Origin of the sequence: Plantibacter sp. VKM Ac-2880 (assembly GCF_015351235.1) — a bacterium.
Taxonomy (GTDB): domain Bacteria; phylum Actinomycetota; class Actinomycetes; order Actinomycetales; family Microbacteriaceae; genus Plantibacter.
On record NZ_JADKSJ010000001.1, the window covers coordinates 358,462 to 381,587 of the forward strand.

Consider the following 23,126-nt stretch of genomic DNA (forward strand, 5'->3'; position numbering starts at 1 on the left):
GGCCGGACCTGGCCGCGGATGGGCGTGGTCTGCGAGGATGCCGGGATGGGCGCATGGGGAACGGCGATCTTCTCGAACGACACGGCGTCGGACATCCGCACGGAGTACCGCGAGCTCGTCCAGGACCGGGTGCCCGACGACGAGGCGACGCGACGGACCATCGCCTCCTTCGCCCACCTGGTGGACCGCGACGACGGCGAGCTGTGGATCCCGCTCGCGGCCGCGCAGAGCGAGGTGGGCCGGCTCGATCCCGACGTGCAAGCGCGGGCGATCGCGGCGATCGACGGGGGAGCCGACCTCAAGCTGTGGGCGGAGGCGGGCCGGACGGAACTCACCCGCCGCACCGCCGCCCTGCAGCGCCTGCGCGAGCAGCTCCTCGGCCCGCAGCCCGCGCCGAAACGCCTCCGTCGATCGTGGCGCCATGTGGAGGACGACCTGACGCCAGGCGACGTCCTCGCGTTCACAGCACCGAACGGGCGGACGGCGCTGTTCCGGGTGGTCGGCATCCACCGGTCCCGGTCCGGCGACTCGCCAGAACTCGACGTGCTCGACTGGGTGGGCGAGCACGTCCCCGAGCCGGAGACCCTGTCCGGGCTCCGGGCGAAGCGTGCGACGGCCTCGTTCAACCTGCCGGAGCGACCGGTCGTCTGGCAGCCGGACCGCTTCCGCAAGACCGACGAGCAATGGCACGAGGTCGGCTTCGTCCGCGTCGCGCGCTTCGCGGGGTGGCCGAGTAGGCCAGAGCGGACGCCGGGCCACTCCGGCCTCTGGCGGGCGTTCAGCCTGAGCGTGGCCCGCAACCTCCAGGACGGCACGTGGTGAGCTGAGGCGGATCGTCGTCCGCAGCACGCGACGACGACGATCCGCCCCACCTCAGCTGGTGGGGACGAGCGCCGCTCGGACGTCGTCGCGCGGTTCGGCCTCGATCGCCTGCGCGTGCGCCTGGGCGAGCACGTCCGCGATGGACACCCGCTCGCCGGTCTCAGCGGACCGCACGGCGGCCTCGACCATCGCGAGACTCAGGACGTTCGCGTGGACCTCGCCCGAGGGCACCCGTCCCGTCCGGATCGCTCCGACGAACTCGACGAGCGAACCGGCGATCTCCTCCGGCACGTCGGCCTCGAGCGTCGCAGTCTCGACCTCGGCGGCCACCCCGTCCGTCGGTGCGAGCTGTCTCCGGGGCGCGGAGTCGCCGTCCCAGACCGCGGTGCCGTGCTCGCCGTTGACGCGCCAGCTGCCGTTCCAGGACGTCTCCACGCCGTCGGCGCACCAGCTGCCGCTGTAGGTGTACCGGACGCCGTTCGCGAACTCGAAGACCGCGGTCGCGGCGGCATCGGCCGAGAACCAGCTCCAGGACGGATTGAACTCCTCGCAGTACACGGCGATCGGGTCGCTCCCGAGGACGTAGCGGGCGGCGTCGAAGGCGTGGATGGCCATGTCGACGAGCAGCACGTGCGGCATCTCCTCGCGGAACCCACCGAAGTGCGGCGCCTTGAAGAACTCGGTGGTCGCCGAGCCCAGGCGGCCCAGCGAAGCGACCTGCTCCCGGAACGCGGCGATCGACGCGTAGTAGCGGCGCGACTGACTCGTCATCAGCAGCTGCCCGCTGGCCTCGGCCGTGGCGGCGAGGGAGAGCGCTTGCGCCACCGTGGGGGCGATCGGCTTCTCGCACAGCACGGGCAGCCCGGCGAAGAGCGCCTCGGTGTTCACCGGGTGGTGCGCTGCGGGCACGGTGACGTTCACGACCGCGTGCGCCCCGGTGGCCCGGGCGACGACCGAGACGCTGGTCCCGACGACGACACCGTCGGGGCCCACCTGCAGGCCGGCCTCGGCCACGGCCGACTCGGCGAGGGCCGTGTCGAGGTCGACGACCCCGACGAGTTCCGTGTCCGGGTTCGCGAGGATCGTCCGGAGCCAGGCCCGACCCATGCCGCCGGCTCCCACGAGGACGAGCCGCACCGGGGCCGCGGCGTCCGCGAGCACCGCGAAGCCGCCGTCGACAGGTGCACTCATCGTTCGAGCGCTCCCTGGTAGCCGCGACCGTTGTAGAAGTCCTCGGTCTCGTACCGGAGCAGGACCGGCACCGCGCGCTCCGGCCGCAGGGTGTGCGCCCAGCGGACACCGTTCGCGAGGACGCGTCGGACGTGCTCGTGGTGGTAGACGGGGTAGTCCTGGTCGCCTGGGGAGAAGAAGAAGATCTTGCCGAAGCCGCGCTTGTAGGTCATGCCGGAGCGGAACACCTCGCCGCCCGTGAACGTCGAGAGGAAGATCAGCTCGTCGGGGGCCGGGACGTCGAAGAACTCGCCGTACATCTCCTGCGCGGGGATGATGAACGGGTGGGGGACGCCCTGGGCGATGGGGTGGGTCGGATCGACCGTCCACACGATCTCCCGGTCCTCCTCCGACCGCCACCGCAGCGTGCAGGTGGTGCCCATGAGCTTGCCGAAGATCTTCGACCAGTGGCCGGAGTGCAGCACGAGCAGCCCCATGCCGGCGAGGACGTGCTGGTGGACCCGTTCGACGACCTCGTCGGCGACCTCGTCGTGCGCGGCGTGACCCCACCACACGAGCACGTCGGTCGCGGCGAGGACCTCCTCGGTCAGGCCGTGCTCCGGCTCGTCGAGCGTCGTCGTCGTGACGACCGCATCGGCGCCGAGGTGCTCCTCGATGCCCTCCTTGATGGTGGTGTGCATGCCGTCGGGATAGATCGCGCGGACCTTCTCCTCGATCTGCTCGTGACGGTTCTCTCCCCAGACGAGGACGCGGACGGGGGTGGTGCTGTCGGACATGGTGGTGCTCCTTCGAGGATGCGTTGCGTGGTCGGAGAGGGTGTCTGGGTGCTGGTCGGTCATTTGACGGCGCCGCCCGTCGCCCCGGCGGCGATGAAGCGTTGGGCGATGACGAGCAGGATGATGGCAGGCAGGGACGAGAGGACCGCGGTCGCCATGACCGCGCTCCAGTTCGACACCTGCGAGCCGAGGTACTGGTAGATGCCGAGGGTGACCGGGCGCACGTCCTCGGTCGTCGTCAGGGTCAGGGCGAACAGGAAGTCGCTCCAGGAGAACAGGAACGCGAACAGTCCGGCGGTGATGAGCACGTTGCGGCTCACGGGCAGGACGATCGAGACGAACGCCCGCACCAGCCCGGCGCCGTCGACCCGTGCCGCCTCGACGATCGAGGGTGGGATGGTCTGCATCGACGCCCGCAGGATGAGGATCGCGAACGGGATGGCGTGGGACGCGTCGGCGAGGATCAGCCCGGGGATCGAGTTGAGCAGGCCGAGGTCGTTGTAGGCGGAGTAGAGGGCGTTGGCGATCACGATGCCGGGGATCATCTGCGCGATGAGGATCACGAGCAGGGCGATGCTGATCCAGCGGAACCGGAACTGGGCGAGCGCGTAGGCCGCGGGTGCGGCGATCGCCAGGGTCAGCACGACGGTCCCGAGCGAGATGACGAGGCTCGTCACGAGGTGCCCGCCCTGGTCGGCGATCGCCTTCTCGTACCCGGCGAAGCTCGGGTTCACGGGGAAGAAGTCGCCGGTGAGGGTGTTGCCCGACGGCTGCAGCGACGCGTTCACCATCCAGTAGACGGGGAAGAGCATGATCGCGAGGATGAGGACGCCGAGGACGGTGGAGCCGAGGCGTCGTCGGTCGCCACGGCGGCGCGACGGGCCGACCGGGGCGAAGCGGCGGGTCTGTCGGCCGCCGGTCACGATGCTGGTCGTGGTCATGAGGGGTCGGTGTCCTTACTCGTCGACCGCGCGTCGGTTGACGCGGAGGTAGACGATCGCGAAGAGGAGCGAGATGACGATCAGGATGTTGCTGAACGCGGCGCCGACGCCGAACTCGAAGTTCACGAACGACTCCTGATACGACCGCACGGACAGCGTCTGGGTGGCGTTCGCCGGCCCGCCGTTCGTCAGGCCGAGGATGATGTCGAGCACCTTGATCGTGTAGACGACGCCGAGCACGAGCACGACGCTCACCACCGGGCGGAGGTTCGGCCACGTGATGTGGCGGAAGGCCTTCCACCCCGTCGCGCCGTCGAGCGCGCCCGCCTCGTACAGTTCGTCGGGGATGTCCTGCAGGCCTCCGTAGAGGATCGTGACGTTGAACGGGATGCCGATCCAGATGTTCACGAGCACGACCGCGAACAGGGCGACCGAGGGGCTCGTGAGCCACGGGACCCCGCCGAGCCCGATGGTGCCGAGGGCGGTGTTCAGGACACCGCTGTCCTGATCGAGGATCGACCGCCAGGTGGCGCTCGACACGATCAGGGGGAGGAGCCAGGGGAGCAGCAGCATCGCCCGGAGGAACGAGCTCAGCGGGAAGCGTCGCTTGAAGAACACCGCGAGGGCGAGCCCGATCACGAACTGACCGGCGATGGAGCCGATCGTGAACAGCGCCGTGTTGAGGAGCGCCGGCGTGAACAGCTGGGAGCTGAACACGGTCACGTAGTTCGCGAACCCGACCCACGGTGCCTCGCCCGTGAAGAAGGTCTTCGTCGTGTACTCCTGGAAGCTCATCGTGACGTTCTTGACGACCGGGTAGCCGAAGAACAGCACGATGTAGAGCGCTGCCGGGGCGACGAAGCCGAGCTTGACGAGGTCTTCCCGACGGACGCGTCGGCGCCGGCGGGCGGCCCCGGCGGGGGTGCGCTTCAGGGGCGCACCCCCGTCGGTGCCATCGGGACGTCGGTCGGTCTTCCGGTCCTGGAGCGAGGCTCCGGCGATGCCGCTGCTCATCGGGATCAGCCCGCGGCCGCCTGCTTGAACGCCTCTTCAGGCGTCGCCTGCCCGGTCAGGGCGAGCTGGATGGCGGTGTAGATCTCGGTCGCGGCCTCGGGCCATTCCTCACCGAGTTCGCCGGTGCGCGAGCGGGCGTTGGCGACCTGCTCGGTGAACGCGGCCATCTCGGGCACCTTGGCGACGTACTGCTCGGCCAGGGCCGTCTTCGTCGGGACGGTGAAGCGTGCCTCGGCGAGAGCGAGCTGGTTCTCGTCGCTCGAGATGCACTCGACGAACTTCGCGGCCTTCGCCTGCTTGTCCTTGTTGCCGGTCACCGGGACGGTCCAGACCTCGCCACCGAGCGGGGCGACGGGCGTCTGACCGGCCTTGTTCACCGGAACCTGCACGCTGCCGTACTTGAGGTCCGTGTCGGCGCTGAGGGCCGGGATCTGCCACGGGCCGTTGATCATCATCGCGGCCTTGCCGGCCATGAACTGGTCGTTGACGTCGGCCTGCGACCAGTTGATGACGCTCTTCGACGCGGAGCCGGAGTTCACGAGGTCGACCTGCAGTTGCAGGGCCTCGGCGACCGCCGGCGTGGTGAGGTCGGTCTCGTCGCCCCCGTTGGTCCACATGAACGGCAGGAACTGCCAGCTGCCCTCATAGGTGGCGATGGAGCTGAACGCGAGCCCGTAGGTGTCGCCCTCGGTGAGTGCGGCCGCCGCCGTCTTCAGCTCGTCCCACGTGGTGGGCGGGGTGATGCCCTTCGCGGCGAGGAGGTCCTCGTTGTAGAACAGGCCGAGGGTGTTGACCGTCGGCGCGAGGCCGTACACCTCGCCCTCGTAGCTGGCGGCGTCGAGGATGCCCTTCGCGAAGCCGGAGGTGTCGACGTCGTAGTCGCTGAGCGGCGAGAGGCCGCCGGTGGCCGCGATCTCCTGCACGTCCGGGTTGTCGAGCATGAGCACGTCCGGCAGCGTCTTGGACGACGACTGCTGCAGGACCTTCTGGATGAGGTCCTTGCCGGGGACGTTCTCGCGCTTGATCTTGACGTCGAGCTCCGTGGCGCAGCGGTCGAGGGCTTCGCCGACGAGGGTCTTGTCGGGCTCGTTGTTGTAGTAGTCGAGGATCGTCAGGGTGTCGGCGTCGCCGCCGGCCGCAGCGCCACCGCCGCCGCTGCACGCGGTGAGGGCGAACGGGGTGATCGCGAGGATCGCGAGTGAACCGAGCACGTGCGGCCGCCGGATGAGGCGCTGCTTCGTGTCGCGGGTGGTCGTGGATCGCATGTCATGGCTCCTTTGCCTGGTGAGTGGTGATCGTGGTGCGGTGCTGATCGTGGTGCGCTGGATGGTGGTCGGATCGGTCGGTGGTGGTGGGGCGGGGAGGTCAGTGGTCGAGCGCGACCCAGCCGGCGTTCGTCGCGGCGCTCTCGGCGACGGCGGTGAGGATGCGCTGCACGCGGAGGCCGTCGGCGAAACCCGGTTCGGGTCGCCGGCCGGCCGCGAGGTCGCGGGCGAGGTCGGCGACCTCGTGGACGAAGGTGTGCTCGTAGCCGAGGCCGTGCCCGGCCGGCCACCAGGCGCCCGCGTAGGGGTGGCCGGGCTCGGTGACGAGGATGCGTCGGAAGCCCGCCTCCTCCGCCGGGAGCGTGTGGTCGTGGAACTCGAGTTCGTTCATGCGCTCGAAGTCGAAGGTGATCGAGCCGTCGGAGCCGTCTACCTCGAGCCGCATCGCGTTCTTCCGGCCGGTGGCGAAGCGGGTGGCTTCGAAGGTCGCGAGCGCCCCGCCGTCCGTCCGGCCGATGAACACGACGGCGTCGTCGACGGTGACCGTGCCGGTGCGCCGGGTGGCGGCGGTCGCGGTGGCGCTGAGTCCGCTCGACGCTTCGGGGAGCGGACGTTCGGTGACGAAGGTCGAGCTGAGGGCGCTGACCCCGGTCAGCTCCTGCCCGGTCACGAAGCCGACCAGATCGATGATGTGGGCACCGAGGTCGCCGAGCGCTCCTGAGCCGGCCTGCTCGGCGTCCAACCGCCAGACGAGGGGGAAGTCGGGGTCGACGATCCAGTCCTGCAGGTACTGCGCCCGGATGTGACGGATGGTCCCGAGCCGGCCGTCGGCGACGAGGCGCTGCGCGTAGGCGAGTGCGGGGGTGCGGCGGTAGCTGAAGCCGACCATCGCCTGCACGCCGTGGGCGGCGGCACGCTCGGAGGCCGCGACCATCCGCTCCGCCTCCTCGAGCGTGTTGGCGAGCGGCTTCTCGCAGAGGACGTGGATGCCGGCGTCGAGTGCGGCGATCGCGATCTCGGCGTGGAGGTGGCCCGGCGTGCAGATGTCGATGACGTCGACGTCGCCCCGGGTGAGGAGGGTGCGCCAGTCGGTCTCGACGTCGGCGATGCCGAAGCGGTCGGCGAAGGCACGGGTGGCTTCGGCGTCCCGACCGCTGACGGCGACGAGTTCGACGCCGGGGCCGAGGTCGAAGAAGCGCGGAGCGGTTGTCCAGGCCTGGGCGTGGATCGATCCCATGAAGCTGTATCCGACGATCGCGACGCGGAGCGGCTGCGCCGGACGGTCGTCGACGGTGGTGGCTGCAGGCATCTTCACGGCTCCTTCGCCGGTCGAGGTCGGATCGCGCATCGCCCAGAGTTAACCGGTTTACTGCGCGCTTCGGGAACCAGCATGCCTCCGTCTCCGCCCGCCGTCAAGGATGAATTTAACCGGTTTACCGAATCGTGATCCGTGAGAGACTTGCCGGACACCAGAGCACGTGAGCGGGGACCCATGGCAACGATGCGTGACGTCGCGCGGCTCGCCGGAGTCTCCGTCGCCACCGTCTCGTTCGTCGTCAACGACTCGAAGCCCGTGTCCCCGGCCACCCGCCTCCGGGTCGAGTCGGCCATGGTCGAGCTGGACTTCCGACGGAACGCGGTCGCCAGGGCGCTCGCGAGCCGACGCACCCGCATGATCGCGCTGCTCTTCCCCGTCCTGCAGCACCGACTGTCGGACACCGCGGCCCGCTTCTTCACCGGTGCCGCCGAGGCGGCCTCGGAGCTCGGGTATACCGTTGTCCTCTGGCCGGAGCCGAGCGACCCCGGAGCGCTCCGTGAACTCACCTCGGACGGCCTCATCGACGGCGTGATCCTCATGGAGGTGCGGCTCGACGACCACCGGGTCGACAGGTTGCTGGCGGCGCGGACCCCGCTGACGCTCATCGGCCGCACGCGCGACCCCTCCGGCCTCGACTACGTCGACGTCGACTTCGAAGGCATGGTGGAGCAGTCGATCGACCGGCTCCAGGAGCTCGGGCATCGGGAGTTCGTCCTCGTCGAAGAGGTGGAACGCGAGGGGCTCGACGGCTACGGCCCGGTCGTGCGCGTGCAGGAGACGTTCCACGCCGTCTGCGACGAGCGCGGCCTCCGCGGCCGGACCCTCCGGTGCGCCCCGGATCCCGCCGGCGGTCGCGCGCTCGCGGCGACCCTCGTGGCCGAGGCCCCCGAGGTCACGGCGATCCTCGTCCTCAACGACCGGGCGGCCCTCGGCCTCGTGAGCGAACTCGGCAAGCTCGGCGTCTCGATCCCGGATGAGCTGTCCGTCGTCCTCATCGGCTCGACGCGCGAGGTGTCGGAGGCGGCCGATCCGGCGCTCGCCGTCACACTGCTCCCCGCAACGGAACTCGGACGCATGGGCGTGGAGACGCTCGTCGGCCGCCTCGACGGCACGCTCGGCGAACTCCGCCACGAGCTCGTGAAGGGTCCGTTCCTCGAAGGCGAGTCACTCGCTCCGCCGCCGGTGGCGAACGGGCGAGCCCGGCTCAGCGGCTGAGGGTGCGGACGAGCGCGATGGCCTCCTTCGGGGAGACGTCGGGGAGGTAGGCCTTGCCGACGGCCGTGCCGATGAGCGGGAGCGCGAGCGGGTCCGAGTAGGTCATGTAGATGGTCTCGTACGTCGGGTTGAACTTCGCCTTGAACCGGAACAGCGAGGAGAACCCGTAGGCGGGCTCGAGGGTCTTCGCGAGGAAGTCCATCAGGCGCGTCATCGCGGTCGCCGGCGGCGGCGTCTCACCCGGCCGGAGCGGTTTCGTGGCCAGCGGAGCGCCGGAGAGCGACAGCACCTCGACCCCCGTCTCGCGCATGTGCAGCGCGGCCGAGGCGATGAGGAACTCCATGACCCCGTTCAGGCTGCCGTCGGCGCGGCGCATGAAGTCGATCGTCCACCCGACGACGCGCCCGTCGCGGTAGGACGGCAACCAGCTCGTGATCGCCTGCAGTCGTCCGTCGGGCCCGATCGCGAGCATGAGGGCGACCTCCGGGTCCTTCAGCTCCTCCACGGCCCCGAGCGTGAAGCCCATCTCCGGGAGCTCCTTCTCCGCCACCCACTGCTCGGAGATCGACGTGATCTCGTTGACCATCGCCAACGGCAGCTCGTCCCAGGTGGTCCAGAGCGTCGTCAGCCCCTCCTTGATGCCACGGTTGAGGGCCTGCCGCACCTTCTGCCACGGCTTCCCGGTGAGCTCGAAGGTCGGCGGGTGCATGAGGGTCTCCTCGCCGACCGACATGACCTGCCAGTCGAGCTCCGCGAACACCGGCAGGTACTGCTCGTGGACGCTGTAGAACACCGGGATCCAGCTGTTCGCGTCGCAGAACTCGGCGAACCCGCGGATCGTGGAGCGGCCGTCGGACCCTGGCGCGATCGGATCGGACATCGTGATCGCGATGCCGTTGATCACCCGGTACGCGACCGCGCTGCGGCCGTCGTCGGCGAACCAGTAGTCGTTGCCCGGCCAGGTCGCCATGAACCCCATGGTGCCGCCGCCGCCCTGCTTGAGGAGCTGCCGGATGCGGGCGCCGTCCCCCTGGTGCGTCGCCGGTCCGGTCGCGGCGAACAGCCGGAGCATCGCGAGCAGGAACACCGCCCAGAAGATGGGGCCGACCCACTCGAACGCGAACACGGTGAGCCCGTCCGTGGGGAAGGTGGGGCTCCCGAGCGAGCCGAGGAACACCCCGGGCAGGAACCGGCGAGGCACGTCGGACAGGAGGGTGTCGACACCCGCCGGCTCCGGGAGGAACGTGGCGCGGTTGATCCACCCGATGAGCAGCTCGCCGACGAGCAGTACGACGAACGCGAACACGACGGTGAACACGAACTCGCGACGGGCGTCACGGGGCGCACGCACTTGGAAGTGCCGGCGCTGCGCGATGAGCAGCAGGGCGAGCGCCAACGGGACGACGAGCGCGGCGGCACCCCACAGCAGGATCTCCCACAGGTCCGTCCCGTTCTGGTCGAAGCGGAGCGCGTACACGAACGCGAACGCGCCGATGACGGCGAGGGCGAACTTCACGACGATCGTGAGGATGAGCGCGAACCGCCGGCCGTTGCGCAGGCCGATCGCCGCGACGACGAGGAGCACGAGCGGCACGAAGGTCAGCACGAGGGACCCCGTCCCGGCCTGGCTCGCGATCGCGATCTCACGGTTGCACTCGTCGGTGAAGCTCGCTGCGCAGCGGCCCATGACCTCGTCGTAGTCCGGGACGGTGTCGCTGAACACGTTCCCGAGGTAGGAGAGCAGGCCGATCGCGTTGGGGGAGATGATCGAGATGAGCGGCCCGATCGCCGACACCGAGATCGTCGCCGCCAGCAGTGTCCTCGTCTCCTGGTGCGAGCTGCGGTTCCAGCGGGTGCGCTGCCGGCCCAGGGCCCGCGCGAGCACCCGCCCGAGCACGAGCCCGAGCATGGCGGCGATGAGCCGGTACACGTCGGTCGTGTCGCCGTTGTAGAGCACGAACATGAGGATGAACCCGATCGTGATCACCCGGATGCGTCGTCGCCAGAGGGGGAGGGCGAAGGCGCTCGCCGCGAGCAGCGCACCCACGATGCCGACGAAGGGGTCGAGCGTCAGGTCGAGCTCCACGGTGATCGCCCAGAGTTCGCCGATGGCGGCCCCGATCGCCTGCAGGCCGATGCCCACGAGCGTGCCGGCCACCCCGAGGACGAGGAAGATCCAGAGGGTGCGCCGCGAACCCATGAGGCGTTCGGCGACCCCGAGCAGCCCGACGGCGCCGAGGACGGCGAAGACGAGTTGGAAGGGGTCCCAGGCGATGACCAGGGCGCTGAGCGGCGTCCACCAGTGCCCGGCCTGGACGGTCGTCGCGAACCCGGCGGCCCACTGCTCCTGGACCGCCGTCGAAGCGGGTCCGGTCGCCGTGCCGGTCAGGACCGCGAGGACGAGGATGATCGCTGCGAGCCCGAAGCTCACGGGCGTCCCTCGGACGAACCGGACGGCTGACGCCTGGAAGCCCGCGAGCCGTGCGGCGGTGCGTGATCGCCGCGACTCCGTCGATGTCGTGCCCGTCGCTGTGGGAGGTGCGCCCGTCCCCGGTGTCTCGCTCGAGCTCATGATGTCCCTTCCGCCGTGCTGTCCGGCGTGCCACTCCTCACGATCATGGCCTGCGGGGAGCTGACTTGGCGAGTCCGCCGGGCGGCTTCACGGCGGAGGTGCGCGCCGTGGGGCCGCGGGTCCGCCGCTCGTGCCCGGTTTGGTGGTGCTCAGCGACGCGCCCGTAGGATTGGAGGGTTCCGGGAGCGGGCGCCAGCCAGGCGTCAGCACCGAAGACACCGCCGCGAGTAGCGGCATGGAGAGGTCCACATGGCAGAGCAGTCCCGACTCGATTCCGTCGTCACCCTGGCGCAGCACCGAGGGTTCGTCTTCCCCTCCGGCGACATCTACGGCGGAACCCGGTCGGCGTGGGACTACGGGCCCCTCGGCGTGGAGCTCAAGGAGAACATCAAGAAGCAGTGGTGGAACGCCTTCGTGCGCGGCCGCGGCGACATGGTGGGTCTCGACTCCGCCGTCATCCTCCCCACCGCCGTCTGGGAGGCGTCCGGTCACGTCAAGGTCTTCAGCGACCCGCTGACCGAATCGCTCATCACCCACAAGCGCTACCGGGCCGACCACCTCTTCGAGGCGTACGAGGCCGAGCACGGCCACCCGCCGGAGAACGGCCTCGCCGACATCCCCGACCCTGAGCACCCGTCGAAGATCGGCCAGTGGACCGAGATCCGCCAGATGTCCGGTCTGTTGAAGACGTTCCTCGGTGTCGTCGACGACGAGTCGGGCCTGCACTACCTGCGCCCGGAGACCGCGCAGGGCATCTTCACCAACTTCTCGAACGTCCTGCAGACGGCACGCAAGAAGCCGCCGTTCGGCATCGGCCAGATCGGCAAGGCGTTCCGCAACGAGATCACCCCCGGCAACTTCATCTTCCGGACCCGCGAGTTCGAGCAGATGGAGATCGAGTTCTTCGTCGAGCCCGGCACGGACGACGAGTGGCAGCAGACGTGGATGGACCTCTGCTGGGCGTGGTTCATCGACCTCGGCATGACGCCCGACAACATCCGTTGGTTCGAGCACCCGCAGGAGAAGCTCGCACACTACTCGAAGCGCACCGTCGACATCGAGTACAAGTTCGGCTTCGCCGGCAGCGAGTGGGGCGAGCTCATGGGCGTCGCGAACCGCACCGACTACGACCTCAAGGTGCACGCTGAGAGCTCGGGCAAGGACCTCAGCTACTTCGACCAGGCCAAGAACGAGCGGTACATCCCGTACGTCATCGAGCCGTCCTTCGGCCTGACGCGTGCGCTCATGGCCTTCCTCGTCGACGCCTACGAGGAGCAGGAGCTGCCGCCGAACGCCAAGGGCAAGATCGAGAAGCGCACCGTGCTGCACCTCGACCCGCGCCTCGCACCGGTGAAGGTCGCCGTGCTGCCGTTGTCTCGCAACGAGGCGCTCTCGCCGCTCGCCCGCCAGATCGGCGACGAGCTGCGTGGCTCCTGGAACATCGACTTCGACGACTCGGGCGCGATCGGGCGCCGCTATCGCCGTCAGGACGAGATCGGCACCCCGTTCTGCGTCACGGTGGACTTCGACTCCCTCGAGGACAACGCGGTGACGGTCCGTGACCGCGACAGCATGCAGCAGGAGCGCGTCGCGATCGACGAGCTGTACGCCTACCTCGCCACGCGCCTCAAGGGCGCGTAGGACTCCACCGCTCCACACGAACGCCCGCTCGCCCATTCCTGGGCGAGCGGGCGTTCGTTCGCCCAGGAATGGGCGAACGGGGGCCGATTGCTCGGGGCTAGGCGTTGCCGAGCGAGGTGTCGAGGAACGCGAGCGTCTTGACCCAGGCGTCGGCGGCCGCGTCCTCGCGGTAGGTGATCGTGTTGGTGTCGTTGAAGAACGCGTGTCCGGCCTCGGGGTAGACGGTGGCCGTGAACTCGACGCGCGCGTCCTCCATCGTGGTCGTGAGGTCGGGGAGGCTCTTCATGAGGTCCTCGTCCTGGTCGCCGTAGAACGCGAGCACCGGGCAGGCGATCGACGTGACGGCCTCGGGCTCCGGCGGGTACCCGTAGAACGGGACGGCGGCGCGGATGCGACGGTCGGCGGCCGCGAGCGCGAAGCTGTACCCGCCACCGAAGCAGAACCCGACCACGGCGACGCGTCCGTCGACACCGTCCTCGTCGAACAGGACGTCGACGGCCTTGCCGAGGTACCCGAGCGCCTCCTCGGCGTACTCCGGCGACTTCGCCACCGACAGTGCCTCGCGGAACCGCGGCTGGGCGGCCGTGCGGGTCGCCTCGTCGCCACTGAACACCAGCTCCTGCAGCTCCGTACCGATCTCGGGAGTGACCCCGGCGCCGCTCAGGATGTCGGGCGCGACGACGATGTAGCCCTCCGCGGCGAAGCGGTCGGCGACGTCGATGATGTGCGGGACGAGCCCCCAGATCTCGTGGATGAGGACGAGCCCGCCGCGGAGTTCGACGCCCTTCGGAGGGTCGGCGCGGTAGGCGGTGACGCCCTTGGTCAGCGTGATGGTGGTCATGTCGCCAGTGTTCCAGCCGACCCTCCGCGACACCTGGGGGTTGCGCTGGGTGGACAGTGGGCGCCCTTCGACAAGCTCAGGGACCGGGCCCTTCGACAAGCTCAGGGACCGGGCCCTTCGACAAGCTCAGGGACCGAGGTGCTGGCTCAGGGGTCGGCGCGCTCGGCGCGGATGTCCTTCGTGAGTTCCTCGACGAGGGCGGCACGCTGCTCGCGCGTGGAAGGACGGCCCTCGGCGTCGGGACGTTCCTGCCACGGCAGCGGACCCGACGCCCGCCGGTACTCGACCCCGAGCGCGTCGAGCCGGGCCAGGTGCTGCCCGAGACGTTCCTCGAACCCCGCGAGGTCGCGTTCCCGACCGACCCACGCCACCTCCGCGAGCGCGCACAGTCGCGGGTACGCGTGGTAGTCGATCACCCGCGCCGAGTCCATGTGCTCGGTCCAGATGTTCGCCTGCACGCCGATGACGTGCGCGCCCTCCGCCTCCGTGAGCTCAGCGGGCACGGGCTCGAAGGTGTAGACCTCGGCGACGGTGAGCGGCGGGCCGACCGGGATGGGCTCGCGCGGGTCGTCGGACTCCCGGTAGTCGAGGTACACGCGGTCGTCCGGGCAGGCGATGACGTCGTAGCCCTGGCGCGCGGCCACGACCGCACCGAACTCACCGCGCCACGAGGCGACGGTCGCGTCCTTCGGCAGCCCGCCGCCCTCGAGGATCTCGTCCCAACCGTAGAGCCGCCGGCCGGCCGCGGACAGGTGCGTCTCGAGCTGGCGGATGAACCAGGCCTGCAGCTCTTCCACGGAGGCGAGCCCGCGCTCGGCCATGAGGGCCTGCGTGCTCGGGCTCGCCGCCCAGCGGGTCTTCTTCGCCTCGTCGCCGCCGACACCGATGAAGGTGGAGGGGAACAGCTCCATCACCTCGTCGAACACCGTGCGGAAGAAGTCGACGGTCGCCTCGCCCATGTCGAGGATCGCCTCGTTGATGCCCCAGCGCGTCCACACCGACGGCTCGTCGGGGTCCTGGGCGACGTCGGGGACCGCGAGTTCCGGATAGGCGGCGATGATGGCTCGCGCGTGGCCGGGCAGATCGACCTCGGGGACGACGGTGATCGAGCGGGCTGCGGCGTAGGCGACGATCTCGCGGAGGTCGTCCTTCGTGTAGAAGCCGCCGTGGGGCCGGCCATCGCCCGGTGCGTGCCGTGCGGCGCCGTGCTGGCTCTCCGTTCGCCAACCGCCCACCTCGGTGAGCTTCGGGAAGGCGTCGATCTGGATACGCCACCCCTGGTCGTCGGTCAGGTGGAAGTGGAGGACGTTCAGCTTGTGTCGCGCGGCGAGGTCGATGAAGCGGAGGACGTCGGCCTTCGGGAGGAAGTGCCGGGCGACGTCGAGCATGACGCCGCGCCAGCCGAAGCGGGGTGCGTCCTCGATCGTCGTGGCCGGCACGGTCCAGTCGACGCCCTGCACGAGCGCCCGGCGGTTGACGGCGGGCGGCAGGAGCTGGGTGAGGGTCACCGCTCCGGAGAAGGCCCCCGACGCGTCGGATGCGACGATCCGCACACCCGCCTCGCTCACCGTCAGACGGTAGCCGCCGGCGGCCAGGCCGTCCTCGTGGATGAACGCGATGCTGTCGGTCCGCAGGTCGATGCGGGCGTCGAGGTCGTAGCCCGTCGATGCCTGCAGGACCTCGCGCAACCAGCGGCTCGCCGCCGTGAAGCGGCGGTCCCCGCCGAGGCCGGTCGTGTCGCGGAGCGTGAACGCGCCGTCGTGCTGGTGGACGGTCGTCGGCAGGGGAAGCATCGGTGGTCTCCTCGGGTGGACGTGCTCAGGCGCGGGTGTCGACGAGCGTGGTGAGGCGGTCGGCGATCAGCGTATCCGAGACGACCGTGAGCGGCGTCTGACCCGCTTCGACGGCGAGGTCGGCGATGCTGCGGCCGACGAGCTCCTGCAGATCGGGGTGCGAGACCTGGGCGATCCGCACGGCCGACCAGTCGACGCGCTCGGCGACGGGCGGCTCGGCGAAGGAGCGCTCGAGCTCGGCGACGACGGCGTCGTCGCGCAGGCGGTCGAGGACCGCGTCGCCCCCGCCGCCGGTCACCCAGCTCGGCAGCAGCGCCGTGAGCGCCGTGCCGCGGAGGACGCTGCGCAGCAGGATGGTGCCGGTTCCGTCGTCCATGGGTCGCACTCCAGTCGTCGAGCGGTTGCGCATAATGCAACGCAGGTTGCGCGAATGCCCGACAACTGTAAGTGGTCCGAACAAACCTGTCAACGGGGGCACTTCGACAGGCTCAGTGACCGGAGGAGGAGCGGGTCACCGACCGGGGGTCACTCCACGCGACGGAGACGCACCGCCATGAACTGCCGGCCGGGGAGGTCGACACGGACGGTCCCGGAGAACGTGCCGGGCAGCGTCTCCACGGTCATGTTCCAGGTGTCGAGCACGTCGACGTGGAACTCGCCCTCCGGGAGGAACACGTTCCGGAACCGCGGACGGTTGAACCCGAAGTACCCGATCACGTAACGTCCGGCGACCCCGCCCCACGGCACATCCCAGTCGCCCGGGAGCGGGTCGAGCACCCCCGTCGGGGACTCCGCCGAGATGCGCTCGAGGAACGCGATGCGGTCCGGGCTCGATCCGATGAGCGGTCCGCCCTTCGACCAGAACAGCTCCTCGCGCTCGTTGAGGTACGTCTCGCCGTGACCGACGTACCCGCCGCGGATCGCGCCCTCCCAGAACCGTCGCACCATCTCCTCGCCGGTGATGTTGCCCCACCCCTGGTCGATGTCGCCCTCGTACGCGCACTCGTCGATGACGATCGGCTTGCCCCACTGCTGCCGCCAGAGGTCGGTGTTCTCGGCGGTGCGGTACACGTCCACCCGCTGTACGCTGCAGTGCGTGATCCACGGCTTCGTATAGTCGTAGAAGCCCTGGCAGTTGTGGATCGAGTTGAGGTGCCCGTGCGGGTCCTCGTCGCCGACGACCGCGGCCAAGCGCTCCCAGTCGTCGGTCGTCTTCGCCCACAGGAGGTCGTACTCGTTCGCCATGGACCACCACACGTTGGCGAAGGCGGCGAGCCGGCGGACCGCGTAGCGGAGGTACCGCTCGTCGACGGCCGGGCCGAGGTCGGCGAAGCCCCACCGGTCGTAGGCGTGGAAGAGGATGAGGTCCGCCTCGATGCCCAATGCCCCGAGCTGGGCGATGCGGTGCTCCAGGTTGGCCCAGTACGCCGGGTCGAACCGCTCGACGTCGAAGCCCTCGGCCAGGGAACCGACGAAGGGGAACGACGTGGGTTCGTTCGCGTTGTAGAGGTACGACTTCGGGAACACGCACATGCGGATCTTCGTGAACGGCGCATCGGCCAGGGTGGCGAGCGTCGCCTCCTGGAGTTCCTCCGTCTGGTGCGTCCAGGCGTACGCGGTCGTCCCGAGCGGCCGGTGCCGGGTGCCGTCGGCGTGCGCGAAGTGGAACCCGTCCACCCGGACCGGGCCGTGGTGCCCCGGCTCGGCGGCACCGACCGTCACCGTCCCGGTGATCCCGTCGAGCGATCGCGCGGTCGAGGTCGTCGTGAACGTCCACTCGCCCGGCTCCTCGGCGAGCAGTCGCAGGAGGTAGCGGCCGTCGCCGTCGTAGAAGCCGCCGACGGTGAGTTCACGTGAGCCGTCCGTCAACGTCGCACCGAGCTCGACGTCGACGAACGGGTTGCCGTGCGACGGGCCGTCCAGCCGGACCTCGACCACACCGTACTGCGGGACGGTGCCCGGCACCGTCACGACCGCCGAGCCGCGCTCGACCTCCTCGCTCTCGTACTCGGTGTCCGGCTCGATCGCCTGACCGTAGGGTGCGCGTGCGTCCGGGCCGTCGTCGACCTCGGCCAACGCCGCCCACAGGCGTTCCTTCGCCTCGTCGTCGGCGAGCTCGGGGACGATCGCCGAGAGCTGGCCGAGACGGATGCTCGTGAACTGCTTCGCCATCGGCGATGCCGCGATCCCGGGCAGGAACACCTCCAGGACGGCACGGCCGGCCGGGCTGGTGAGGACGTCTCCGAAAGCTGAGCTGCGGTCGAACATGGATCTCCAGTGATCAGCCGACCAGGTCGGCGGTGGGTGAACGGTGGTGCTGGTCACGGTGCTGGTGGGACAGGTGGTGCGAGTGTTGCACGTGAAACAGCCGGGTGGCGTTTATCGCGCAACCTCCGCGGCGGACACGGCGGCCAGGTCGGCCGCGACGTCGTCGAGCATGGTCGGCGGCGTGAACATGAGGAGCTGCCGGACGGTCCGACCGCGGCTCCACTGCGTCCCACGCCGGATCTCCTCGGCCTTGGCCTGATCGTGCCGGGCCACCGCCGTCAGGAGGGCGTCGTAGGCGGCCGGCCGGTCGATGATCTCCGAAAGCGGTGACTCGAGGCCGAGCTCGACGGTGTCGTCGACCGCGACCGTCTCGACCACCGGCACGGTCCACTCGTGCCGACCCGAGCCCACCGTCTCGCCCGGTGCGCCGGGCAGCTCGACCGTCGCCGTCGTGTTCGGCGGGACCTCCGCCGTGACCACGAGCGACGAGCCCTCGCGGCGCCAGGCGACGGACGCCGGTCCGTACGGGGTGAGGTGCCGGGCCTCGGCGTGGTCGAGCCCGTCGATCGGCTGTGGGGCGATGCGCAGCTCCCGGTAGCCGGGAGCTGCGGGAGCGAGCCCCGCGACCGTGCGGTGCAGCCAGTCGGCGACGGCACCAAGGGCGTAGTGGTTGAAGGAGGTCATCTCGCCGGGGTTCACCGAGCCGTCCTCCAGCAGGCTGTCCCAGCGTTCCCAGATCGTGGTCGCGCCCTTCGTGACGGGCGACAACCACGACGGGTTCTCGGTCTGCAGCATGAGGCGGCCGGCGGCGCGGAGGTGACCGCCGTCGGTGAGGGCGTCGGTGATGAGCGGCGTCCCGACGAACCCGGTGCCGATGCGGTAGCCGTCGGCGCGCACGAGGTCCGCGAGCCGGTCGGCGAGCCGCTGCCGCACCTCGGGGTCGTCCACGAGGTCGAACCGGAGGGCGAGGGCGTACGCGGTCGGTGCGTCCGACATCATGCGGCCGGCCGGCGTCACGTACTCGGCGCCGAACGCGGCTCGGCTCCGGTCGGCCAGGGCGCCGTAGTGCTCGGCGTCCGCCGTTTCGCCGAGGAGGGCGGCGGTGTCGGACAGGATCCGCAACGACCTGGCGTGGTACGCGCTCGCGACGATGTCGGAGTCGACCCGGGCCTTCGCGGGCTGGTCCGGCGGTGCGCTCGGGTCGAGCCAGTCGCCGAGTTGGAAGGTGTTCGACCAGAGTCCGTCGGTGCTGACGCGGAGGACGGCCTCGACCCACGACCGCATGGACGCGTACTGCTCGCGGAGCACGCAGAGGTCGCCGTAGCGCTCGTGGAGCACCCACGGCACGACGGTCGCGGCGTCACCCCACGCGGCGGTCGGACCGCCACCGGCGAACCCGGAGAGCGCGGCCGGGACGACCATCGGGACGACGCCGTCCTGGTGACCCTGCTCGAGCGCGAGGTCGCGCAGCCAGGAGTCGAGGAAGGCGGAGCTGTCGTAGAGGAAGCTCGCGGTGGGCGCGAACACCTGCAGGTCGCCGGTCCAGCCCAGGCGCTCGTCGCGCTGCGGGCAGTCGGTGGGGATGCTGAGGAAGTTGCCGCGCATGCCCCAGACGACGTTCTCGTGCAGGCGGTCGAGCAGCTCGTGCGACGACGAGAACCAGCCCGTGCGCGTGAGGTCGCTGTGGAGGACGACCGCGGTGACCGCCGACGGGTCGAGGTCGCCCGGCCAGCCGTCGATCTGTGCGTATCGGAAGCCGTGGAAGGTGAAGCGCGGCTCGATGGTCTGCTCGCCGTCGCCCGAGAGGGTGAGGTGGTCGGTTGCCGCGGCGTTGCGGAGTGGTCGGAGGGCGAGCTCGCCCGCGTCGAGCACTTCGGCGTGCCGGAGGGTGAGGACCGTCCCGCGCGGACCGGAGACCGTGATGCGGAGTCGGCCGACGAGGTTCTGCCCGAAGTCGAGGATCGTCGCACCGGACGGCGCCGTGAGCACCTCGGCCACCGCCCGTTCCTCGATACGGCGGACGGGCGCGGCGATGCGGGCCTCCGGCACGGGGCGTGCTGCGTCGTCGACCAGGGCCGCGGGCCACCCGGACGCGTCGAAGTCCGTGGTGGCCCAGCCGGGTTCGGCGAGCGTGGTGTCGATCGCCTCACCGGCGTAGATCCCGCTGTCGACGAGGTCGGCGCCGTCTGCGGCCGACCAACTGTCGTCGGTGACGATGGTCGCGGAGGTGCCGTCGGTGTAGTCGAGTTGCAGCTGGGCGGCGACGAGCGGCTGCTCCCCGTAGATGCGCTTCGCGAACTGGAAGAACCCGTACCGTTCCGTGTACCAGGCGCCCGCGACGGTCGCTGCGACGACGTTCTCGCCCGGCTCGATGAGCGCGGTGACGTCGACCGTCTCGTGCACGAGCCGGTCACCGTAGGCGGTCCAGCCGGGGGAGAGGACGTCGGCCGAGACGAGGGTGCCGTTCAGCTGTGGCTCGGCCGCGCCGAGGGCCGTCCAGAAGAGCCGGGCACGACGGACGGGTCGGTCGACGGTGAACGACCGGCGGACCCGCATGGGCTGCGCGGGCCGTTCCGGCGCGGCCAGCCCGATGAAGCCGGCGGCCCAGGCGCCGTCCTCGAGGAACGCGGCCTCGACGGTGAGCGGCGTGCTCCACGGGGTCTCCTCACCGCTCGTCGAACCCGCCCGGACCTGGAGAGTGCGGGTCGTATGCGCTGCCAGCGGCTCGAACGGCCACGCGACGAGGACCGACTCGCGGCCCTCCACCCGGGCCGTCGCGCCGGTGTCGTCGCGCAGCTCGGCCCAGGCCTGCACCCAGTCGGTGCCCGGCGTCTCGACCGTCCAGCTCAGTCGCGGGGTCGGCGTCGCGACCGCCGGGCTGTCGTCGCGGGCCTCCGCCCGCAGCCGCCCGATCCGCGCGCCGGTCGCCGCGGCCGTCATCGGACGGTCCCCGCGCCGATCGAGACGACCGTCTCGTGGACGAGGTCGACCACCGAGGAACCGATGCGGAGCGTGACGTCCCCGGCCTCGACCTGCCAGCCGTCGGCCCAGTGGGCGAACACGCGAGCGGGCAACGGGACCTCCCAGGAGACGGTCTCGCCGGCCTCGGCACGGACCACGGCGGATCCGACCAGCCACCGCACCGGCCGGTCGATCGCGGAGTCGGCGCGCTCCGCGTACACCTGGACGACGTGCTTGCCGGCGCGATCGCCGGTGTTCGTCGCGGTGCCGGCGAGGACGGCGGTCCCGGCGTCGACCGCACCGGAGACGGTGCCTTCGTCGATGGTCCAGCTCGTGTACCCGAGGCCGTGACCGAACCAGAACGCGGGCTGAGCACCCGAGCGCAGCCACGCCCGGTACCCGATGTGGATGCCCTCCTCGTAGCGGAGCACGCCGTCCACCGGCGTGACGTCGAGGACGGGGACGTCGTCGAACGACGCGGCCCAGGTCGTGCTCAGGCGCCCACCCGGCTCCGCGACACCGAGGAGGACGTCGGCGAGGGCGTTGCCCATCTCCTGGCCACCGAACCAACCGAGGACCACGGCGGCGACGTCGTCGCTCCAGGGGAGCAGGACCGGTGCGCCGGAGTTCACGACCACGACCGTGCGCGGGTTCACCGCGGCGACGGCGCGCACGAGCTCGTCCTGGCGGCCGGGCAGGGAGAGGTCGCTGCGGTCCCACCCCTCGGACTCGACCTTCGCGTTGGTGCCGACGACGACCACCGCGACGTCCGCAGCACGTGCCGCCTCGACAGCCTGCGCGATGAGGGCGTCCGGGTCGGAGTCGTCGGGTGCCCGACCGACGGTCACGCTGATCGCCCCGAGGCCGTTCTCGCTCGGGGTGAGGTCGAACTCGGCCCGGATCTCGACAGGCACCTCAGCCTGCGCGGAGAAGGCGCCGGTCGCCGAGGGCGGAGCGAGGAGCGCCGCACCGAGGTCGTTGCCGACGATGACGGGCTGCTCGTCCACGAGGAGGACGCCGTCGACGAAGAGACGGCCGTGGAGGCCCGTGGCGAAGCCGAGCTTGAGCTGCTCGGAGGTCTCCGGGGTGTACGTCGTGGTGAGTACGAGCTGCGCCGCCGTGCCGATCGGGGCGTCGCCGCCGAACCAGACGAGCGCCGTGGAGCGGCGGTCCTCGGCGAAGAGTTCGGCGCCTGTCGCGTCGACGAAGGAGGCGAGGAGACCCGGCTCACCCGTCCGCGGGTTGGTGAGTCGGTCGAGCGGCAGTTCGGCGACCCCCTCCTGCACGATGGCGCCGACGGCGTAGTCGATGGTCGCGTCGGGGAGGGCGAGCGTGAGGCCCTCGAGCGGGCTGACCGTGTGCTCGGGGAGCACCGTCGCGCTGCCGCCGCCCTGGGTGCGGGAGTCGCGGGCGTTGTGCCCGATGACGGCGACCCGGTTGACGGAGGCGGCTTCGAGCGGCAGGGTGCCGTCGTTGGTGAGCAGCACCACGCCCTCGGTCTCCGCCTCCCGCGAGAAGGCGACGCCGTCGACCGAGGCCGGGGCGAGCGCCTCCTCGCCGAGCGCGCCGACCCGCACCGCGAGCGCGAGGAGTCGGGCGACCTTGCGATCGACGGCGGCCTCGGCCACCCGGCCGTCACGGACGGCGGCGACGAGGGCCTCGCTCCACGCGGGGGCTGGGCCGGGCATCGCGAGGTCCTGCGAGGCCGGCGCGGATCCGAGGCTGCGCACGCCGGTCCAGTCGCTGACGACGACGCCGTCGAAGCCCCACTCCGAGTTGAGCGGCGTCTCGAGGAGGTCGTTCTCGCTCATCGTGACGCCGTCGACGGAGTTGTAGGCACTCATGATCGCCCAGGTGCCGGCCTCGGTGACGGTGCGTTCGAACGGCGCGAGGTAGAGCTCGCGCAGGGCGCGTTCACTGGCCCGCACGTCGACCGTGAACCGGTCGGTCTCGGAGTCGTTCGCGACGTAGTGCTTGGGGGTCGCGGCGACCCCGTTGTCCTGCAGCCCGCTGACATAGGCGGCGGCGAGGGAGCCGGTGAGCTCCGGGTCCTCGCTGAAGGCTTCGAAGTGGCGGCCGCCGAGGGGCGAGCGGTGGAGGTTGATGGTCGGGCCGAGGACGACGTCGACGCCCTTCCGGCGGGCCTCCGCGGCGGCGACCGCACCGTAGCGGTAGGCGAACGACGGGTCCCAGGACGACGCCAATGCGGTGGCCGACGGGAGGTTGATCGAGGGCGAGCGCTCGTCCCAGACGGGCCCACGGACACCGGCCGGCCCGTCGGACAGGACCATGGCCCGCAGGCCGATCTTCTCGAGCGGCACCGTCGTCCAGAAGTCGGCACCCGAGACGAGCGCGACCTTCTCCTCGAGGTCGAGGCGGGCGACGAGGGCGTCGATCGCGTCGGTGTCGACCGCCTTCGTGGGAGCGGCGTGGCGGGGAGTGGTGATGGTCATGCGATGTGGGTCCGTTCTGGGGTGGCCCTTCGACAAGCTCAGGGACCGGATGTGG

16 protein-coding genes are annotated in these 23,126 nt (G+C 70.6%); 3 read left to right on the top strand and 13 right to left on the bottom strand.

Features of this window, described 5'->3' with window-relative positions; genetic code table 11:
* The first annotated feature begins 45 nt into the window (after window positions 1–45).
* Window positions 46–822, top strand: coding sequence for a hypothetical protein (locus tag ITJ57_RS01700; RefSeq protein ID WP_194668560.1), 777 nt, complete (start codon window positions 46–48; stop codon window positions 820–822).
* A 51-nt stretch (window positions 823–873) separates the two neighbouring features.
* Here ITJ57_RS01700 and ITJ57_RS01705 read toward each other — a convergent pair whose 3' ends face one another.
* From ITJ57_RS01705 to ITJ57_RS01730, 6 genes are all read right to left on the bottom strand, one after another.
* Window positions 874–2,013 (bottom strand): Gfo/Idh/MocA family protein, encoded by a 1,140-nt coding sequence (locus ITJ57_RS01705; RefSeq protein ID WP_194668561.1) that lies wholly within the window; start codon window positions 2,011–2,013, stop codon window positions 874–876.
* Window positions 2,010–2,789, bottom strand: coding sequence for a ThuA domain-containing protein (locus tag ITJ57_RS01710; protein WP_194668562.1), 780 nt, complete (start codon window positions 2,787–2,789; stop codon window positions 2,010–2,012). Before ITJ57_RS01710 ends, ITJ57_RS01705 begins: the two co-directional genes overlap by 4 nt.
* A 59-nt stretch (window positions 2,790–2,848) precedes the next feature.
* Window positions 2,849–3,730: a carbohydrate ABC transporter permease gene (locus tag ITJ57_RS01715; RefSeq protein WP_056009883.1), complete on the bottom strand. Its 882-nt coding sequence runs from the start codon at window positions 3,728–3,730 to the stop codon at window positions 2,849–2,851.
* Between the two features lie 15 nt (window positions 3,731–3,745).
* Window positions 3,746–4,744: a carbohydrate ABC transporter permease gene (locus ITJ57_RS01720; protein ID WP_194668563.1), complete on the bottom strand. Its 999-nt coding sequence runs from the start codon at window positions 4,742–4,744 to the stop codon at window positions 3,746–3,748.
* Window positions 4,745–4,749: 5 nt separating this feature from the next.
* Window positions 4,750–6,009, bottom strand: a complete 1,260-nt coding sequence (locus tag ITJ57_RS01725) for an ABC transporter substrate-binding protein (protein ID WP_194668564.1) — start codon at window positions 6,007–6,009, stop codon at window positions 4,750–4,752.
* A gap of 100 nt (window positions 6,010–6,109) precedes the next feature.
* The gene (locus ITJ57_RS01730) at window positions 6,110–7,318 is read right to left on the bottom strand and encodes a Gfo/Idh/MocA family protein (protein WP_194668565.1); all 1,209 of its coding nucleotides are present in this window, start codon (window positions 7,316–7,318) and stop codon (window positions 6,110–6,112) included.
* 183 nt (window positions 7,319–7,501) lie between these two features.
* Here ITJ57_RS01730 and ITJ57_RS01735 point away from each other — a divergent pair, with 183 nt between their 5' ends.
* On the top strand, window positions 7,502–8,542 hold the full coding sequence (locus ITJ57_RS01735; protein ID WP_228506423.1) for a LacI family DNA-binding transcriptional regulator: 1,041 nt from the start codon (window positions 7,502–7,504) through the stop codon (window positions 8,540–8,542).
* Here ITJ57_RS01735 and ITJ57_RS01740 read toward each other — a convergent pair.
* Window positions 8,532–11,114: a bifunctional lysylphosphatidylglycerol flippase/synthetase MprF gene (locus ITJ57_RS01740; RefSeq protein ID WP_194668566.1), complete on the bottom strand. Its 2,583-nt coding sequence runs from the start codon at window positions 11,112–11,114 to the stop codon at window positions 8,532–8,534. The two genes, ITJ57_RS01735 and ITJ57_RS01740, sit on opposite strands and share 11 nt — an antisense overlap.
* Window positions 11,115–11,363: 249 nt before the next feature.
* Here ITJ57_RS01740 and ITJ57_RS01745 point away from each other — a divergent pair, with 249 nt between their 5' ends.
* Window positions 11,364–12,755: a glycine--tRNA ligase gene (locus ITJ57_RS01745; RefSeq protein WP_056009877.1), complete on the top strand. Its 1,392-nt coding sequence runs from the start codon at window positions 11,364–11,366 to the stop codon at window positions 12,753–12,755.
* Between the two features lie 97 nt (window positions 12,756–12,852).
* On the opposite strand, the gene ITJ57_RS01750 is transcribed toward ITJ57_RS01745, so the two are convergent.
* From ITJ57_RS01750 to ITJ57_RS01775, 6 genes are all read right to left on the bottom strand, one after another.
* Window positions 12,853–13,596, bottom strand: a complete 744-nt coding sequence (locus ITJ57_RS01750; protein ID WP_194668567.1) for a dienelactone hydrolase family protein — start codon at window positions 13,594–13,596, stop codon at window positions 12,853–12,855.
* A gap of 146 nt (window positions 13,597–13,742) precedes the next feature.
* Window positions 13,743–15,389: a beta-N-acetylhexosaminidase gene (locus ITJ57_RS01755; protein ID WP_194668568.1), complete on the bottom strand. Its 1,647-nt coding sequence runs from the start codon at window positions 15,387–15,389 to the stop codon at window positions 13,743–13,745.
* A gap of 25 nt (window positions 15,390–15,414) precedes the next feature.
* Complete coding sequence (locus tag ITJ57_RS01760; RefSeq protein WP_194668569.1) at window positions 15,415–15,765, bottom strand: hypothetical protein; 351 nt, start codon at window positions 15,763–15,765, stop codon at window positions 15,415–15,417.
* A gap of 149 nt (window positions 15,766–15,914) precedes the next feature.
* On the bottom strand, window positions 15,915–17,657 hold the full coding sequence (locus ITJ57_RS01765) for a DUF5605 domain-containing protein (protein WP_194668570.1): 1,743 nt from the start codon (window positions 17,655–17,657) through the stop codon (window positions 15,915–15,917).
* A 111-nt stretch (window positions 17,658–17,768) separates the two neighbouring features.
* Window positions 17,769–20,597 carry a family 78 glycoside hydrolase catalytic domain gene (locus ITJ57_RS01770; protein WP_194668571.1) on the bottom strand — a complete coding sequence of 943 codons (2,829 nt, stop codon included), beginning with the start codon at window positions 20,595–20,597 and terminating at the stop codon, window positions 17,769–17,771.
* Window positions 20,594–23,071, bottom strand: a complete 2,478-nt coding sequence (locus ITJ57_RS01775) for a beta-glucosidase (RefSeq protein ID WP_194668572.1) — start codon at window positions 23,069–23,071, stop codon at window positions 20,594–20,596. Before ITJ57_RS01775 ends, ITJ57_RS01770 begins: the two co-directional genes overlap by 4 nt.
* Between the last annotated feature and the right edge of the window lie 55 nt (window positions 23,072–23,126).

Excerpts from the sequence above, each read along its gene's own strand:
- ITJ57_RS01720 (WP_194668563.1), bottom strand. The coding sequence starts at position 4,744 with ATGAGCAGCGGCATCGCCGGAGCCTCGCTCCAGGACCGGAAGACCGAC.
- ITJ57_RS01760 (WP_194668569.1), bottom strand. The coding sequence starts at position 15,765 with ATGGACGACGGAACCGGCACCATCCTGCTGCGCAGCGTCCTCCGCGGC.
- ITJ57_RS01710 (WP_194668562.1), bottom strand. The coding sequence starts at position 2,789 with ATGTCCGACAGCACCACCCCCGTCCGCGTCCTCGTCTGGGGAGAGAAC.
- ITJ57_RS01755 (WP_194668568.1), bottom strand. The coding sequence starts at position 15,389 with ATGCTTCCCCTGCCGACGACCGTCCACCAGCACGACGGCGCGTTCACG.
- ITJ57_RS01770 (WP_194668571.1), bottom strand. The coding sequence starts at position 20,597 with ATGACGGCCGCGGCGACCGGCGCGCGGATCGGGCGGCTGCGGGCGGAG.
- ITJ57_RS01730 (WP_194668565.1), bottom strand. The coding sequence starts at position 7,318 with ATGCCTGCAGCCACCACCGTCGACGACCGTCCGGCGCAGCCGCTCCGC.
- ITJ57_RS01725 (WP_194668564.1), bottom strand. The coding sequence starts at position 6,009 with ATGCGATCCACGACCACCCGCGACACGAAGCAGCGCCTCATCCGGCGG.
- ITJ57_RS01740 (WP_194668566.1), bottom strand. The coding sequence starts at position 11,114 with ATGAGCTCGAGCGAGACACCGGGGACGGGCGCACCTCCCACAGCGACG.
- ITJ57_RS01705 (WP_194668561.1), bottom strand. The coding sequence starts at position 2,013 with ATGAGTGCACCTGTCGACGGCGGCTTCGCGGTGCTCGCGGACGCCGCG.
- ITJ57_RS01700 (WP_194668560.1), top strand. The coding sequence starts at position 46 with ATGGGCGCATGGGGAACGGCGATCTTCTCGAACGACACGGCGTCGGAC.
- ITJ57_RS01715 (WP_056009883.1), bottom strand. The coding sequence starts at position 3,730 with ATGACCACGACCAGCATCGTGACCGGCGGCCGACAGACCCGCCGCTTC.
- ITJ57_RS01745 (WP_056009877.1), top strand. The coding sequence starts at position 11,364 with ATGGCAGAGCAGTCCCGACTCGATTCCGTCGTCACCCTGGCGCAGCAC.
- ITJ57_RS01735 (WP_228506423.1), top strand. The coding sequence starts at position 7,502 with ATGGCAACGATGCGTGACGTCGCGCGGCTCGCCGGAGTCTCCGTCGCC.
- ITJ57_RS01765 (WP_194668570.1), bottom strand. The coding sequence starts at position 17,657 with ATGTTCGACCGCAGCTCAGCTTTCGGAGACGTCCTCACCAGCCCGGCC.
- ITJ57_RS01775 (WP_194668572.1), bottom strand. The coding sequence starts at position 23,071 with ATGACCATCACCACTCCCCGCCACGCCGCTCCCACGAAGGCGGTCGAC.
- ITJ57_RS01750 (WP_194668567.1), bottom strand. The coding sequence starts at position 13,596 with ATGACCACCATCACGCTGACCAAGGGCGTCACCGCCTACCGCGCCGAC.